14 protein-coding genes are annotated in these 17,293 nt (G+C 33.3%); all 14 read right to left on the bottom strand.

Translation table 11 applies throughout. The features are described from left to right. Positions 1–8: 8 nt before the first annotated feature. Positions 9–926 carry a tRNA pseudouridine(55) synthase TruB gene (gene truB / locus HMPREF2715_RS02455; RefSeq protein ID WP_070442332.1) on the bottom strand — a complete coding sequence of 306 codons (918 nt, stop codon included), beginning with the start codon at positions 924–926 and terminating at the stop codon, positions 9–11. Positions 927–1,152: 226 nt separating this feature from the next. Continuing rightward, entirely contained in the window at positions 1,153–1,503 is a 351-nt protein-coding gene (gene rbfA / locus HMPREF2715_RS02450) for a 30S ribosome-binding factor RbfA (RefSeq protein ID WP_037551622.1), read from the bottom strand. Positions 1,504–1,664: 161 nt separating this feature from the next. Next, entirely contained in the window at positions 1,665–3,809 is a 2,145-nt protein-coding gene (gene infB, locus HMPREF2715_RS02445; RefSeq protein ID WP_070839265.1) for a translation initiation factor IF-2, read from the bottom strand. Positions 3,810–3,813: 4 nt separating this feature from the next. Continuing rightward, positions 3,814–4,131 (bottom strand): YlxQ family RNA-binding protein, encoded by a 318-nt coding sequence (locus HMPREF2715_RS02440; protein WP_037537314.1) that lies wholly within the window; start codon positions 4,129–4,131, stop codon positions 3,814–3,816. Further along, positions 4,128–4,412: an RNase P modulator RnpM gene (rnpM, locus tag HMPREF2715_RS02435; protein WP_070442330.1), complete on the bottom strand. Its 285-nt coding sequence runs from the start codon at positions 4,410–4,412 to the stop codon at positions 4,128–4,130. The genes HMPREF2715_RS02440 and rnpM overlap by 4 nt, the downstream gene beginning before the upstream one ends. A 25-nt stretch (positions 4,413–4,437) precedes the next feature. Continuing rightward, entirely contained in the window at positions 4,438–5,670 is a 1,233-nt protein-coding gene (nusA, locus tag HMPREF2715_RS02430) for a transcription termination factor NusA (RefSeq protein WP_070839263.1), read from the bottom strand. A 20-nt stretch (positions 5,671–5,690) separates the two neighbouring features. After that, positions 5,691–6,158: a ribosome maturation factor RimP gene (rimP, locus tag HMPREF2715_RS02425; protein WP_070581162.1), complete on the bottom strand. Its 468-nt coding sequence runs from the start codon at positions 6,156–6,158 to the stop codon at positions 5,691–5,693. A 169-nt stretch (positions 6,159–6,327) separates the two neighbouring features. Then, entirely contained in the window at positions 6,328–10,644 is a 4,317-nt protein-coding gene (locus HMPREF2715_RS02420) for a PolC-type DNA polymerase III (RefSeq protein WP_070839260.1), read from the bottom strand. A gap of 259 nt (positions 10,645–10,903) precedes the next feature. Next, positions 10,904–12,604, bottom strand: a complete 1,701-nt coding sequence (locus tag HMPREF2715_RS02415) for a proline--tRNA ligase (protein ID WP_070442322.1) — start codon at positions 12,602–12,604, stop codon at positions 10,904–10,906. 18 nt (positions 12,605–12,622) lie between these two features. Further along, on the bottom strand, positions 12,623–13,909 hold the full coding sequence (rseP, locus tag HMPREF2715_RS02410) for an RIP metalloprotease RseP (RefSeq protein WP_070442319.1): 1,287 nt from the start codon (positions 13,907–13,909) through the stop codon (positions 12,623–12,625). Between the two features lie 210 nt (positions 13,910–14,119). Continuing rightward, positions 14,120–14,902: a phosphatidate cytidylyltransferase gene (locus HMPREF2715_RS02405; protein WP_070442317.1), complete on the bottom strand. Its 783-nt coding sequence runs from the start codon at positions 14,900–14,902 to the stop codon at positions 14,120–14,122. A 3-nt stretch (positions 14,903–14,905) separates the two neighbouring features. Next, a complete protein-coding gene (locus HMPREF2715_RS02400; protein WP_037551640.1) occupies positions 14,906–15,676 on the bottom strand; it encodes an isoprenyl transferase in 771 nt (256 codons plus the stop codon). A gap of 225 nt (positions 15,677–15,901) precedes the next feature. Continuing rightward, positions 15,902–16,456 (bottom strand): ribosome recycling factor, encoded by a 555-nt coding sequence (frr, locus tag HMPREF2715_RS02395; RefSeq protein WP_070442314.1) that lies wholly within the window; start codon positions 16,454–16,456, stop codon positions 15,902–15,904. Between the two features lie 17 nt (positions 16,457–16,473). Next, positions 16,474–17,196 (bottom strand): UMP kinase, encoded by a 723-nt coding sequence (gene pyrH / locus HMPREF2715_RS02390; protein ID WP_011275942.1) that lies wholly within the window; start codon positions 17,194–17,196, stop codon positions 16,474–16,476. Positions 17,197–17,293 lie beyond the last annotated feature (97 nt).

The following is a 17,293-nucleotide window of genomic DNA, read 5'->3' as shown; positions in this document are numbered from 1 at the left end:
AGACTCCTTTAATTAAATACTTTTTTAGGTTTTATTTCATGATTTTTATCCGGATGTTGAATATAAATTGCCATTACTTCCTCCGTCTCAGAATCAATAAAGACGAGTTGTTGTTCAATCGTTTGATTAAATTGTTTTTTATTAAACTTTTGTCCATTTAATATTCTAGTTTTTATATTTTCATCAGATACATAAATTTTCGGCAAACTTTTCAAACCATATTTTAAAGGAAATAAGTTTGATTGTAATGTGTCTTGCTCATGTAATTGTGAGATTTGATCTAATGTTATACTATCTTTAATGTCAAACCCACCTGAATTTATTCGTGTCAATAGCGACATGTGAGCTGGATACCCTAATTGTTTACCAATATCCGTTGCTAATGTGCGAATATATGTACCTTTACCACATTTAACTTCAATATTAAAATGACATTTCCCGTCTTCGAATTGAAGTTCAGATGTGCGTGCTATCGAATCTATATTTACTTTACGAACTGGTCGTTCAACAGTTTCACCTTTTCGTGCATACTCATATAACTTTTTACCATTTACTTTAACAGATGAATACATAGGTGGAACTTGTTCTATAATTCCTTCAAATTGTTTTAAAACAGCGTCTACTTTATTAATATTTATTGCATTTTCTTGTACATCTATTTTATCAATAACTTCTCCTGTTTGATCTTCCGTAGTCGTACTTTCCCCTAGAGTTATGGTAGCGTTATAAGATTTTCCCATATCCATCACATAATCACTTACACGAGTGGCAGTACCAATACATACTGGCAATACCCCAGAAACTTCAGGATCTAATGTCCCAGTATGACCTATTTTCTTAGTTTTTAAGATTTTTCTTAGCTTAAAGACGACATCATGACTCGTCAATCCACGCTCTTTATATACAGGTAAAATACCATTATACATTTTTTCACATCCTTCAGTTTTAAGTACACTTATGTATCATAACTTATCTGACTTAACTTGTGTTATTTAATATAAAAGTAATAACACTAATTCGTATATCATATAGCTAAATTGGTAAATTTTTAATTACTTTAATTTAAAAAAGAGTAGAACTGAAATTATACTAATTTCAATGTCCTACCCCTTAACTATTTAGTAAATTTGCTGTAATTAAGATAATAAATAATTATCTATCTTGCTTATGCAAATCTTGAATCATTTTCTCGATTTTATTACCATACTCAATTGATTCATCATATTCAAAGAATAATTCTGGAACGATACGCAATCTCATTCTTGAACCTAATTCAGATTTAATAAATCCTTTCGCTTTGTCTAAAGCTTTAAACGTATCATTAACTTCTTTCTCGCTACCTAAGACTGTAAGGTAAACTTTTGCTTGAGATAAGTCATTTGTTAAGTCAACGTCAGTAATTGTGATAAACCCTACTCTAGGATCTTTAACTTTATTATTAACGATATCCATTATTTCTTTCTTCATTTGTTCGCCTACGCGTTCTGCTCTCATGTTACTCATTTATGTCACCTCAATATTTGATGTTACTCTTCTTTGTTATTTTATTCACTATTTAAGTTAGATTTAAACGCATTATCTTAAAGAAACAATATATTGTAATGTTCATCATTTAAAAAGGTGGACGGTTTCTCCACGTCCACCTAAACATATATTGTTAAGTCTTATCTTTCGATTTCAACCATTTCAAATGCTTCGATAATGTCGCCTTCTTTAATATCATTGAATTTTTCAATTGTAATACCACATTCATAACCTTGAGCAACTTCTTTGGCATCGTCTTTGAAACGTTTCAATGTATCTAATTCACCTTCGAATAGAACAATTCCGTCTCTAATAATACGAACACCTGCATTACGAGTAATCTTACCTTCAGTAACATAACTACCAGCAATTGTGCCAACTTTAGACACTTTGAATGTTTGACGTACTTCAGCTTGTCCGATAACTTGTTCTTCGAATTCAGGATCAAGTAAACCTTTCATAGCTGATTCAATTTCTTCAATAACATTATAAATAACGCGATGAAGTCTCATATCAACGTTTTCAGCTTCTGCAGCACGTTTAGCACCTGCGTCTGGACGCACATTGAAACCAATAATAATACCATTTGACGCATTAGCTAATGTAACATCTGATTCATTAATAGCACCAACAGCAGTGTGAATAATACGTACATTAACGCCTTCTACATCAATTTTCATAAGAGAAGCTGCAAGTGCTTCAACAGAACCTTGAACGTCACCTTTGATAATCACGTTAAGATCTTTCATTTCACCTTGCTTCATTTGTTCAAATAAGTTGTCTAATGAGACATTTTTACTTTCTTGACGTTGTTGGATAACGCTTGCTTCATGACGCGCTTCACCAATGCGACGTGCTTGTTTTTCGTCTTTAAAGATAACAAAGCGATCACCTGCTAATGGCACATCATTGATACCTGTAATTTCTACAGGTGTAGAAGGACCTGCTGATTTAATTCTTTGACCTAAATCATTAACCATCGCTCTAATTCGTCCATATGTGTTACCTACAACTATTGAGTCACCGACATTTAATGTTCCGTTTTGAACTAATAGTGAAGCAGCTGGACCACGTGATTTATCTAACTCCGCTTCAATCACAGTACCTACAGCTTGTTTATCAGGATTAGCTTTTAATTCTTGGACTTCAGCTACTAAGCCAATCATTTCTAATAAATCATCAATACCTTCACCACTTAATGCTGAAAGTGGAACGAAAATTGTTTCACCGCCCCAGTCTTCAGGGATCAAACCGTACTCTGTTAATTCTTGCATAACACGGTCTGGGTTTGCAGTAGGTTTATCAATTTTATTTACAGCTACTATCGTAGGAACGTTAGCCTCTTTAGCATGGTTAATTGCCTCAATTGTTTGTGGCATAACACCATCATCAGCTGCAACAACTAAAATTGTGATGTCCGTTACTTGAGCACCACGTGCACGCATTGTAGTAAATGCTGCGTGTCCAGGTGTATCAAGGAATGTAATTTTTTTACCAGCATTTTCAATTTGATAAGCACCAATATGTTGCGTGATACCGCCTGCTTCTCCAGCTGTAACTTTAGTATGACGAATTGAATCAAGTAATGTTGTTTTACCATGGTCAACATGTCCCATAATTGTAACTACGGCTGGTCGTTCAATTGCATCTGGATCAACTTCTTCTTCATCAAAGTAAATTGATAAATCTTCTTCATTTACAACGACTTCTTTTTCAATTTCAACACCATAATCATCCGCAATCAATTCTAGTGTTTCTTCATCAAGTGCTTGGTTAATATTAGCAACGATGCCTAATAAGAATAATTTTTTAATAATTTCTGATGATTCAATATTTAATTTATCCGCTAACTCGCCAACTGTAATGCCTTCTTCATATGTGATTTTAGATGGCATTTCTTTTGGTTCTGCTGCTGGTTTATTATTTTTGTTACCTTTATTGTTTTTATTACTTTTATTGTTCTTATTATTTTTGTTACCTTTGTTGTTTTTGGCATTATTTTTGTTGTTACTATTGCCTTTTTGATTCGCGTTACCTTTGTTGTTCTGTTTGTTATTATTTTTAGTATTGTTTTCTTGTTTTTGGTGATTATTTTGAGTGTTTTGTTTTGTATTCTTGTTACTTTCTTGTGGTCTAAACTTTTTATCAAGCGTTTTAATTTGATCGTCCTCTAACGCTTGCATATGGTTTGATACTTCTACATTCATATTTTTTAACTCATCTATAATCTCTTTACTTTTAACATTTAATTCTTTCGCATATTCGTAAATTCTTTTTTTACTCATATAATCACTCCTTACAATATTCATCTATCATCGACGTAAGCTTAGTCGCAAACCCAGAGTCTATTACTCCAATGTTCACACGTTCCGACTTGCCTAAAGATTGTCCTAATTCTGCTCTTGTACTAAAGATTCTAAATGGAACATGATATGTTTCACATTTATTTTTTATATTCTTTAAAGTGTTTTCTGAGGCATCAGATGCCATGATAACAAGCTTTATATTATTTTTCTTGATTTCAGTAAGCAATACAGACTCGCCAGACTTTACTTTACGGGCTCTCATTGCTAAACCTAAAAAGTTTAAAATTTGTTCTTTGCTCATTTAGGAATCTCTTCTCTATAAATCAAACGTATAATTTCTTTATAAACAGGGTCTAGCTTCTCAGAATCTGCATTAAAATATCTTTCAAGTACGCCTTTTTCTTGGGCTGCTTCTACACTTTCAACATCTTTTGAAACATAAGCGCCTCTACCTTGTTGTTTGCCAGTACCATCAGCAAAAATGTCGCCTTCTTTGTTAATAACAACGCGAATCATATCTTTTTTGGGACGCATTTCATTTGTAATAATACATTTACGCATTGGAATCTTTTTCTTCTTCACTTAATTACTCACCCCAATTATCTGCTTATACGTCTTTTTCTTCACTGTCTGCTTCTTCGATATTTTCAGAAGGTTCATCGATATCTGCCGCTAATTCTGCAGTAGTTAAATTTGATTCCTCTAGATTAACATCTTCAATTTCGATATCTTCATCATCTGATTCTGATAAAACGATGTCTTCAGCTAATTCTTCAGATTCAATCACAGGATAAATTCCCGATTCACGAGCATCAGTTTCTGATTTAATATCAATTTTCCATCCAGTCAATTTTGCAGCTAATCGTGCATTTTGACCTCTCTTACCAATAGCTAGTGACAATTGATAGTCAGGAACTACAACAACAGTAGATTGATTGTCTTCGTCAACGATAACTTCCAATACTTGTGATGGACTTAAAGCATTACGTACAAATACTTTAGGATCTTCATTCCATTGAACAATGTCGATTTTTTCTCCACCAAGTTCTTCAACTACAGCTTCAACTCGAGCACCTTTTGCACCAACACATGCGCCTACCGCATCGATGTCTGGATTATCAGAATAAACACTAATCTTAGAACGATCACCAGCTTCACGTGCTACTGATTTCACAATAACAGTTCCATCATAAATTTCAGGAACTTCTTGCTCAAATAAACGTTTTAACAAGCCTGGATGACTTCTAGAAACGTAAATTTGTGGTCCCTTAGTTGTCTGTTCCACTTTATTAACATAGACTTTAATACGTTCGTTAGGAATATATTTTTCGTTAGGACTTCTTTCAGCTTCAGATAAGACCGCTTCAATTCTACCTAAGTTAACATAAACGTAACGATGGTCAACTCTATCGATAACACCTGTTAAAATATCATCTTCTTTATCAATAAATTCAGTATACAGAATTTCTCTTTCAGCATCTCTTAGTCTTTGCATTACTGCTTGTTTAGCAGCTTGTGCACCAACACGACCAAAATCTTTTGGTGTAACATCTTCTTCGTAAATATCACCAACTTCATATGCTGGATTTTTAACTAATGCTGTACTTAAATCTACTTCGTCTCTGTCATCAAATACTTCTTCTACAACTTCTTTACGTGCTATAACTTTAAAAGTACCTTCATCCATATTTAATTCTACACGTACGTTTCTAGCACTATCATAGTTCTTTTTATATGCAGTTATTAAAGCTGCTTCAATTGCATCAATTAATACTTCTCTAGGGATTTTCTTTTCTTTTTCTAAATATTCAGTTGCTAATAAAAGTTCATTACTTGCCACAATTATTCCTCCTCATCACGTTAAATCATTACAGCGTGACGTGCTTTTGCAATTTTATTTCTTGGTATTTCAATTTGTTTTGTTTTAGCTTTTTCTTTAACTTCCATCGTGATTGTGTCTTCATCAACAGCTTTTAAAATTCCAAGCCACTCTTTATCGCCTTCAATTGGCACATATAATGATACAAATACTGGTTTATCAATTGCATTGTGATAATCTTTTTCTTTTTTAATTGGACGTTCCGCACCTGGTGATGCTACGTCTAAGTAGTACATATCTGGAATTGGATCATTCTTATCCATTGCCTCGCTGATTTTTTCAGATGCAAGTGTGCAATCATTTAAATCGACACCGCCCTCTTTATCAATAGAGATTCTTAAGAAATGATCTTTCCCCTCTTTAGTGTATTCAACTTCAACTAATTCAAAATTCAATTCGTCTAAAATAGGAGTTATGATTGTTTCTACTTCTTCAGTGATTTTACTCATACAGGCCTCCTTTTTCGGCAAATAGAAAAGAGCGGGTATATGCCCACTCTTTCTGCCTGAGTCTAATTTTTTACGCACATTAAGTATATCACACTTTAATTCCTTAAACAAATGTCTATCTCTTGCATCACAGAGACTAATAAAATACTTTTGAGCTTGGAATATAAAATTACATATCAAAAATAGACAATTGTGCCTTATCTGGAAGATTAGGTAAAGAACCTAAATCATCAAGATACTCAATTATTTTTTGAGATAATCCAGCCTTTTTATTTAAATCTTCTTTAGATAGGAATGGTCCATCTTCTCGCGCTTCAACAATACGTTTAGCAACATTCTCTCCAAGTCCAGGTACAGAAATAAATGGAGGAATTAAGGTATCTCCTTCAATAATAAAGTCAAATGCCTGACTTTTCTCTAGACTAATTGGTTGCATACGGAATCCGCGATGAGCCATTTCATTCATAATTTCTAAGACAGTAAGAACGTCTTTTTCTTTTTTACCGAGGTCCATGTATCTTGAATACATATCTTTGACTGTATTCTTTATGCTTTCTTTGTCTTTAATCATAGTAATCAAATCAAAGTCTGATGCACGAATTGTGAAATAAGATGCATAATAATAAAGCGGATGATGTACTTTGAAATATGCAATTCTCACTGCCATTAATACATATGCAGCCGCGTGGGCTTTAGGGAACATGTACTTAATTTTCAGACAAGAATCTAAATACCAATCTGGTACATCATTCTCTTTCATAGCATCTATCATTTCTTCAGTTAAACCTTTACCTTTACGCACTGACTCCATTGTTTTGAAGGCCATTGAGGGTTCTAATCCTGCATACATTAAATAAACCATGATATCATCACGACAACCTATAACGCTTGATAAATCACAAATACCTGAACGAATTAATTCTTGTGCATTACCTAACCAAACATCAGTACCATGAGATAATCCTGATATTTGTACAAGTTCTGAAAAAGTTGTTGGTTTCGTATCTTCTAACATTTGTCGAACAAATCCTGTACCAAATTCAGGTACACCGAACGTTCCAGTCTTACAAAGTATCTCCTCTTCAGTTACACCTAATGACTCAGGACTACTAAAGATTTGCATTGTCTCTTTATCATCTACTGGAATGGTCTTAGGATCTATACCAGATAAATCTTGTAACATACGAATCATTGTAGGATCATCATGTCCTAATATATCAAGTTTTAAAACATTATCATGGATGGAGTGGAAGTCGAAATGCGTTGTCATCCAAGAAGCGCTTTGATCATCTGCAGGAAATTGTATCGGGGTGAAATCATAAATATCCATGTAATCAGGAACTACTATAATCCCACCTGGATGTTGTCCTGTTGTACGTTTTACACCTGTACATCCTTTAACCAGACGATCGATTTCCGCACCACGTTTATGAATACCTTGGTCATTTAAGTAGCCTTTGACATATCCAAACGCCGTTTTTTCGGCAACTGTACCTATTGTTCCTGCACGGAACACCTTGTCTTCCCCGAAAAGCACTTTAGTATAGTTATGAGCGTTTGGTTGGTACTCACCACTAAAGTTCAAGTCAATATCAGGAACTTTATCTCCTTTAAATCCTAAGAATGTTTCAAATGGTATGTCTTGCCCTTCTTTAATAAGTTCAGCACCACAAGTGCTACATTGTTTATCAGGTAAGTCAAACCCAGAACCTACAGACCCATCATCAAAGAATTCACTCGTTTTACAGTTAGGACAAATGTAATGAGGTGGCAAGGGATTAACTTCAGTTATTTCAGTCATTGTTGCCACAAAACTAGATCCAACCGAACCACGCGAACCTACTAAATATCCATCATCTAGAGATTTTTTAACAAGACGTTGTGAAATTAAATAGATAACCGAGAATCCATTTCCGATGATACTTGCTAGTTCTTTTTCAAGACGATCGATTACGATTTGTGGTAAATCTTCACCGTATAATTTTTTGGCATTTGTGTAGCTTAGTTCACGAATTTCTTCATTTGCTCCATCCATACGTGGCGTAAACAATTGATCTTTAATTGGAATAACTTTTTCAATTCGGTCTGCTAATTCATTTGTGTTTTTAACAACTATTTCATGTGCCTTTTCTTCACCTAAAAAGTGAAACTCATCTAACATCTCATCTGTCGTTCTAAAATGCGCTTCTGGTAGAGTTGAGCGATTCAAAGGATTACCAGGTTGAGATGCGATTAAGATTTTACGAGCAATCGCGTCATGTTCATACAAATAATGCGCATTTCCTGTCGCTATTACTGGAATACCTGTACTTTCTCCTGCTTTTAATATACGTTCATAAATTTCATAAAGTGTTTCAGTATCTCTTATGAGTTCTCTATCAATAAGATCTTGATACAGTTTAGGTGGTTGTACTTCAATAAAATCATAATATTTAGCGATTTTTTCAACTTCCGATTGGTCTCTCTGCATTACAGCAGTGAATAATTCACCTTCATCACAAGCTGTTCCAACTAGTATGCCTTCACGATATTCATTTAATAATGAACGTGGAATTCTAGGAGTTCGATAATAATATTTAACTAATGAGGCACTTACAATTTTAAATAAGTTCTTTAAGCCTTCTTGTGTTTGAACAATTAATGTCACATGTGTCGGACGTGCACGTTTATATGCATCCTCATTAGACAGTTTTTGATTAATGTCTTTATGATTTGTAACTCCTAACTCTTTCATTTGATGAACCATCTTAATGAAGATATACGCTGTAGCCTCAGTATCATAAATGGCTCTATGGTGTTGAGTTAATTCTACACCATACTTTTTCGCTAAAAAGTTTAATCCGTGTTTACCATATTCAGTATTAATCGTACGTGATAGTTCTAAAGTATCTATGACACCATTCGTTGATGGCCCAAAGCCAAGCCTTTCATATCCAGTGTCAATAAACCCCATATCAAATGATGCATTATGTGCTACAAATATAGCATCTCCTACCCATTCTTTAAATTCAGTCAATACTTCCTCAATCTCAGGTGCATCAGTCAACATATCATCAGTAATGTGAGTTAAATTAATGATTGTTTCTGATAATTTTTCGTGTGGATTACTGAATCGTTCAAATTTATCAATAATTTCCCCGTCTTTAACTTTAACGGCGGCCAATTCTATAATTTGATCGTATTGGTTTGAAAGTCCAGTTGTTTCAACGTCAAATACAACATAAGTTGCTTCTTTAAGATCTCGATCTGTTGGTTTGTAAGCAATAGGTACTCCGTCATCTACGAGCATACCTTCCATACCATAAATCATTTTAATACCATTTTTTTCAGCGGCACCATGAGCATCAGGAAAGGCTTGAACGACATTATGATCTGTAACTGCTATCGCTTTATGTCCCCATTTTGCAGCTTGATTAATATATGCACTTATATTAGGAATACCATCCATTTGACTCATTGATGTATGTAAATGAAACTCTACACGCTTTTCTTCTGCTTTATCTTGCTTAGGTGTCTTTTTGATTTCTTCTATATCAGTCATCATCATTACTAAATCTCTTACAAACGTGTCTTCTTCAATACGTCCTTGAGCGCGTACCCATTTACCTACACTTAGTGCCTTAAAGTGATCTAAATCATCTTTATTTTTTCTTGTAAACATCTTAAGTACAAGAGAATCTGTGTAGTCTGTGACTTTTAACTCAACAATATGACGACCACTCTTTAATTCTTTTAGGTTAATATCAAATATAACCCCTTCAATCGCTACTTTGAACTCTTCTTCAATGATTGATTCAATTGGTTTTATATTATCAATTTGTATCGGTTTACCAATTTGACACTTATCAACATTACTTTCATTGTTATCTTGTTGTTTCGTTTTTTCTGCTTTGATTTTTTCAATTTTTTCAGTAGCTTCACGAGCACTTTTTTCATCTTCTTCTTGAATATGTGCTTCTAATGAAGCTAAATCATCATAAGAACTTGAGTCGTCCGTTTCAAAAACAACTTTATCAATATCAAAACCACATTTACGAAAACCCTTTACTAAGCTACCATTACATACTTTGTCAAAGTGATTTCTTTCGATGTCATTAGAGGTCATTACTTTCAACACATTACCAGACATAATTAAACGCTTCTGTTTAAGTTGACCTTTTACTTTAGGTGAAAGTGCAGTATGTTCTATACAATGACCAAAATATTTGATAGCATGCTCATCTTGATTACTTGTATCTTGAATTGTAAAATGCCAATCAACTTTGGCAATTTCTTTAAATTCTTCAGTAATCGCATTAGTGAATATTAAATAATCTTCATGTGATAGAAAATATGGCAATGTAATTTGAAATTCCCACGTTCTATTTTTATTTGACACATCTACTCGCGTTAATTCACCTTTTTCAATGATTTTTTGATCTAGTTGATTGGAAACTTTAATCTGGTCAGCGAGTACTTTGAATTTTTCTTGATTCGTCATTGCCATGACAGATAACCACCCTTATATCTAACTAATTTCTCAATTATATGTATACGTAACGTGTTATGATCTAACTGCAAACTTGATATCCATTATACTACTTTGCCATGTGCTTTTCATATGTTTCGTTTTAAAATTTTTAGTAAAAAAAGAGGTTTAGACAAATATGAAATTGTCTTAACCTCATTTAGCATTATGCATTGAATATCCTTGTTGAACAAATGAAATCAAGTACATTCATCAAATTCAACTTAGTCTATGCAAATTATAAATTACTATAAAGTGTAGCGATATGAGTGTTTAAATCGTTAATATGAACATCTTCGCTTTCACCAGTTTGACGTACTTTAACTTCAACGATACCCTCACTAGCATTTTTACCAACTACAATTCTTATTGGAAGACCGATTAAATCTGCATCATTAAATTTAACGCCAGCTCGATCTTTACGATCATCATAAAGTACATCATATTGTTGTTGTAATTCTTTATACAATTGATCACCTAATTCTAGTTGTTCATCCTTTTTAGGATTAATAGTAATTAGATGTAAATCAAATGGTGTAACTGATTTAGGCCAAATAATACCATTTTCATCATTATTTTGTTCAACAATGGCACTTAGCGTTCTTGAAACGCCTATTCCATAGCACCCCATGATTAATGGCTTAGCTTTACCTTGGTTATCTAAGAATGTTGCGTTCATTGCTTCTGAGTATTTAGTTCCTAACTTAAATACTTGACCTACTTCAATGCCTTCAGCAAATTTCGCTTCGCCAGAGCCATCGCTTAATGGTTCTCCTTCTAAGATAAAACGGAAATCTCCAAACTCATCAACCTTGAAATCTCGGTCTAAATTAGCGTTAATATAGTGGAATCCATTCTCATTAGCACCAACGACTAAATTATTTAAATCTTTGACATAATTATCTGCAAAAATTCTAATATCTTTATCATGAACTGGTCCCAGTGAACCAGGATTAGCACCTAATAAATTAACAATCTCATCTTGAGTGGCCATTTCAACGTTATCTGTTTCAAAGAATGCTTTTACTTTGACATCATTTAATTCATGATGACCACGTATTAAGAACATAATGAATTCTCCATCAATTTTAAATATCATTGATTTAACAATTTCATCAACCGGACGGTTTAAAAAATCAGCTAATTCTTGAGCAGTTTTAACATTAGGTGTTTCAATCTTCTCTAGTTCTGCTACTTCTGAATGCTTTTCATTTGGATGATAAACGACTTCCGCTTTTTCAATATTAGCTGCATAATCACTTTGCTTACTATAAACGATAGTATCTTCACCAATTTCACTTAAGGCCATGAATTCGTGTGTGTGGTTACCGCCAATTGCACCTGAGTCTGCAACCACTGGTCGAGCATTGATGCCAACACGTTTGAATATACGATCGTAAGCATTGTACATATCTTGATATGTTTCATCTAACGATGCTTCATCAGCATGGAATGAATACGCATCTTTCATAATAAACTCTCTACCTCTTAACAAACCAAAGCGTGGACGTTTCTCATCTCGAAATTTAGATTGTATTTGGAATAACGTTAAAGGTAATTGTTTATATGATTTAAGTTCATCTCTAACGATAGAAGTCACTACTTCCTCATGTGTAGGACCTAAAGCAAATTCACGTCCATTACGATCTTTTAAGCGCATTAACTCTGGACCGTATGCACCCCAACGACCTGATTCTTCCCAAAGTTCTGCTTGTTGAAGTGCAGGCATTAAAATTTCAACGGCATCAATGCTTTCCATTTCTTCACGTATGATTTTAGAAATATTATTTAACACACGAGAGGCTAATGGTAAATAGCTATAAATACCACTTGTACTTTGTTTGATTAATCCTGCTTTTAATAATAATTGGTGACTCAATGCTTCTGCTTCAGCAGGGACATCTCTCCTAGTTGGTATGAAAACTTTCGATTGCTTCATCACTTAATCCTCCTTATTCTACAAGAAATAACGTTGTATATCGTTCCAAGTTACTAGAACCATTATAATTAAGACAAAAATAGCACCAGCAGCTATTATAATTGTCTCTGCTTTTTTATTAACTGGCCTTCTGAAAATTGCTTCATAGATAACAAATAAAATTCGACCACCATCAAGTGCTGGAATTGGTAATAGGTTCATTATACCTAAGTTAACACTTAATAGTGCAGTGTAGTATGTTAATGCAATGATACCCTGTTTAACTACAGAGTCAACATTATGATAAATACCCACTGGACCATTTAACATATCAAATGAGAATTGACCTGTGAATATACTTGCAATCATTGTTCCTACAGCTTTAAAGATTAATGTACTGGCACTAACAAACTGATCAAACCCTAGCGCAATTGGTTTTATTAAAGTATGTTCTTTCTGAGGTTGGAAACCTAAAATGTACGTCGTCTCAGAATTTAATTTAGTTTGCTTAATAACTTGCTTTTTAGGAGTTATATCCACTGTCTTTGTTTGATTATCTCTTTCAAATTTTATCATTGTTTTATTATCTTTAATTTTATTTGCTGCAGACTGAATGTCATCAAAACTCTTAGTTTTATATTGACCTACTTGAACGATTTTATCTCCAGATTTTAATCCTGCTTGTTGAGCTGGATAGTTATCAGCTAATTGTCCCACTGAGGTAGTAGGTGTTCCTTGGAAATAAGCTAATGCGATAAATAATATTAAGGCTAATATAAAGTTAAATAATGGTCCTGCAAATAACGTTAAAAATTTGGGTAAAGGTTTCTTATGTGCAAATTGTCGATGTCGTGGAGCGATTTGAATTAAACTACCATTCTCAACAAAATATGCTTTTTCAGCAATATTAAAATGATGTCGCTCATTATCATATGAAGTAATACCTTCAATGTACAAATCATCCTTGAAGTCACATTGTTTAACTTCAATTGCTTCTATCTTTTGAAATTTATGCTGATCATCTAAAATTATATGCGTAATCTCATCTTTATCATTAAGTTTTACTTTAACATTCATACCTGGTTCAACTGGTGGTTCTTCTAAACCGTCTCCAGCCATTCTTACATAACCACCTACAGGTAATAAACGGATGGTATACAAAGTTTCGTTCTTACGGAAACTAAATATTTTTGGTCCCATACCTATCGCGAATTCAGGACACATTATTCCAGCACGCTTCGCAAAGAACATGTGACCATATTCATGTACCGTAACAAGTACACCGAACACGATCATAAATGAGACAATAGTGATTAAATAGCTCACATGATACACCTCAATTAAATTAAATTTCTACTTTTTTCATTAGAACGATGTAGATTATCTATGATTTGGTTAAATTATTCAAGAATTTTACTTTTAATAAAAGGAGTTAAGAATTACATCATCTACTATGTCTAGTCAAATGTGCACTCAATAACTCCTCAATTATAGCACTATACATTTTTCATATATAAATAAAACATTAAAATCGCACTACATTTGTATTAATAAAATGTTGAGTAATGGTAAAACAAACATGAAACTATCAAATCGGTCTAATATACCACCGTGACCCGGTAAAATTCTACCAGAATCTTTAACACCAAAATGACGTTTAAATCCTGATTCAACTAAATCACCAAGTTGACCAAAGATACTCAAGATGATTGTTACTAATAATAGTAACCAAATATTTAAGTTGAAATCAACAAAGAACAACATAACAATTGGCACAATTAAACTACAAATTAATCCGCCAATAAAACCTTCAATAGTTTTGTTCGGACTAATTACTGGCCATAATTTATGTTTACCCATTAGTCGACCGAAAATATAAGCACCTGTATCTGTTAACCACACCACTAAGAATGCATAAAGTATGTAATGTAATCCATCTGAACGTGTTGCATAGAAATACATAAATCCAATACCGACATATGCAACTGACATAAGACAGAAAGCAGCATCCATAAAACTAAATCTGTTTTTTGACAGTACAGTGTAACTTAGTAAAATAAAACTCATTGCGATTAAACTTTTTAACTGAATGTCACTAACCCAGTCACCTGCTGATTGAGGTAACATAATAATAATTAATGCTAAAGCACTAAAAATACCAGGGACTGAAATTAATTTAATCATATTCATATTTAAAAGTTCTTTTAATGCAATTAAAGCTAGTAAAAACGCAAACAACATTAAGGTTGTACCACCCATTAATAGAATGGGTAGAAAAATTAACAATGCTATAATTGCGGTTAAAGTTCTAACTTTCATACGCTACTCCTTACTTAACCCTCCAAAGCGTCTTTGGCGAGATTGATATATTTTTAAGCAATTTTTAAATTCTTCACCGTCAAAGTCTGGCCACAATTTCTCATTGAATATAAATTCACTATAAGAAGACTGCCAAATAAGGAAATTACTAATACGTTGTTCACCAGAAGTGCGAATTAATAACTCAGGATCTGGGTATGAATGCGTCATTAAATGATTGTTAATCATTGATTCATCAATATCTTTACTGTCTTGACCATTGCGTTGAAGTTCATCATAAATTGATTTCATACTTTGAACAATTTCAGCTCGTCCACCATAATTGATGGCAAATATTAATTTCAGACCTGTATTATTTTTTGTTTTTTCTTTTGCATGTTGTATTGCTTCAATCGTCGATTTAGGAACTGCATCTAAAAATCCAATCGTTTCTATTTGAACATTTTTTTCAATGAGTTCGGGTAAAAATGTTTTTAAAAAATTAACAGGCAAATTCATGATATAATTAACTTCATTTTCAGGTCTAGACCAATTTTCAGTTGAAAAAGCGTATAGTGTTAAGTATTTAATGCCCAAATCACTTGCTTCTCGCGTTACAGTTTTGATGGTTTGCATACCTTCGTAATGTCCTTTAATTCTAGGCATTTTACGCTTTTTGGCCCAACGTCCATTTCCGTCCATGATTATCGCTACATGTTCAGGTAAATTATGTAAATCTAAATCATCGTTATGACTGATTTTAGTCTTATTTCTTTTTATTAGCTTTTTAAACATGGTCTTTCCTCCGAGCCTGATCATCTCTATTATATTATATTAGTTATTTAAGAAATCATCTATCATTTTATCATACTCGATAATGGCATTGAATAAGCAAATGAAAAAACTGTACCAAAGTCTGAATTGGCACAGTTTAGACTAAAATAATTTATAGTAATGTAGAAAGTATATTTATAATAATACTTAAACATTATTAAATGAATTAATTTATTGTCGAACTAATTAAACAGACATAATGTCTTTTTCTTTGTCCTCTACTAATTGATCAATTTCTTTAATAGAATTATCTGTAGCTTTTTGAACATCTTCTGTTTGACTTCTTAAATCATCTTCAGTAATGTCCCCATTTTTTTCATCTTTTTTCAATTGATCATTAATATCACGACGGATGTTTCGGATAGATACTTTCGCATCTTCACCAATTTTCTTAACGTTTTTCACTAATTCTTTACGACGTTCTTCTGTTAAAGCTGGGACAGTGATACGAATAACTTCACCATCACTTGTAGGATTTACACCTAAATTTGCTGCATAAATTGCTTTTTCAATATCAGCTACTGAAGATTTATCATAAGGAGAAATAACTAATAAACGTGCTTCAGGCACATTGATGCTCGCTAATTGTTGAACTGGTGTTGGTGCACCATAATAGTCAACAGTTACGCCACTTAATAAATTTGAATTGGCTCTTCCAGCACTGATATTTGCTAATTCTCTTGATAAATTATCGATAGATTTGCTCATTCTAACTTTAGTGTCTTGAATTATGTCACTCATATTGTTTACACCTCTAATTATTTAGTTATTAACGTACCTATTTTTTCACCCATAACTGCACGTTTAATATTGCCTTCTTCCATGATTGAAAATACATTTAAAGGAATATTATTATCCATACAGAATGATGATGCAGTTGAGTCCATTACTTGTAACCCTTCTTGTAACATTTGAATGTGCGTCAAGTGTTCATATTTAACTGCATTCTTATCTACTTTAGGGTCTGCTGAATATACTCCATCAACATTATTTTTACCCATTAAAATAACATCGGCTTCGACTTCTGCTGCACGTAACGCTGCAGTTGTATCTGTAGAGAAGTATGGATTACCGATTCCTGCTGCAAAAATAACAACACGTTTCTTCTCTAAATGTCTAATAGCTCTTCGACGGATATATGGTTCAGCAACTTGTTTCATTTCAATTGATGTCAACACACGTGTGTCACATTCTAATTGTTCTAAGCTATCTTGGAGTGCAAGAGCATTCATAACTGTAGCAAGCATACCCATGTAGTCCGCTGTACCACGGTCCATACCTAAATCACTACCTGTTTTACCTCTCCAAATATTGCCACCACCAACGATAACTGCAATTTCGCAATCCATCTTAGCAACTTCAGCTACTTGCTGTGCCACGCTTTTAATAATGATTGGATTAATACCAAAACCTTTGTCTCCTGCGAGTGCTTCACCACTAAGTTTTAATACTACACGTTTATATTTAGAAGTTTGCGCCATTGTTTTTTCCTCTCTATTGTAAAAATATGTAATATATACAAGTAAAGAAGACACTGACGCGCCTTCTAACATAAAGTATCACTTTATAATAGAAAAC

The sequence above is a fragment of the Staphylococcus sp. HMSC062A01 genome (assembly GCF_001836805.1).
GTDB lineage: Bacteria > Bacillota > Bacilli > Staphylococcales > Staphylococcaceae > Staphylococcus > Staphylococcus haemolyticus.
Note: the sequence above shows the minus strand (reverse complement) of the source record. Positions and strands in the feature narration are given on the sequence as shown.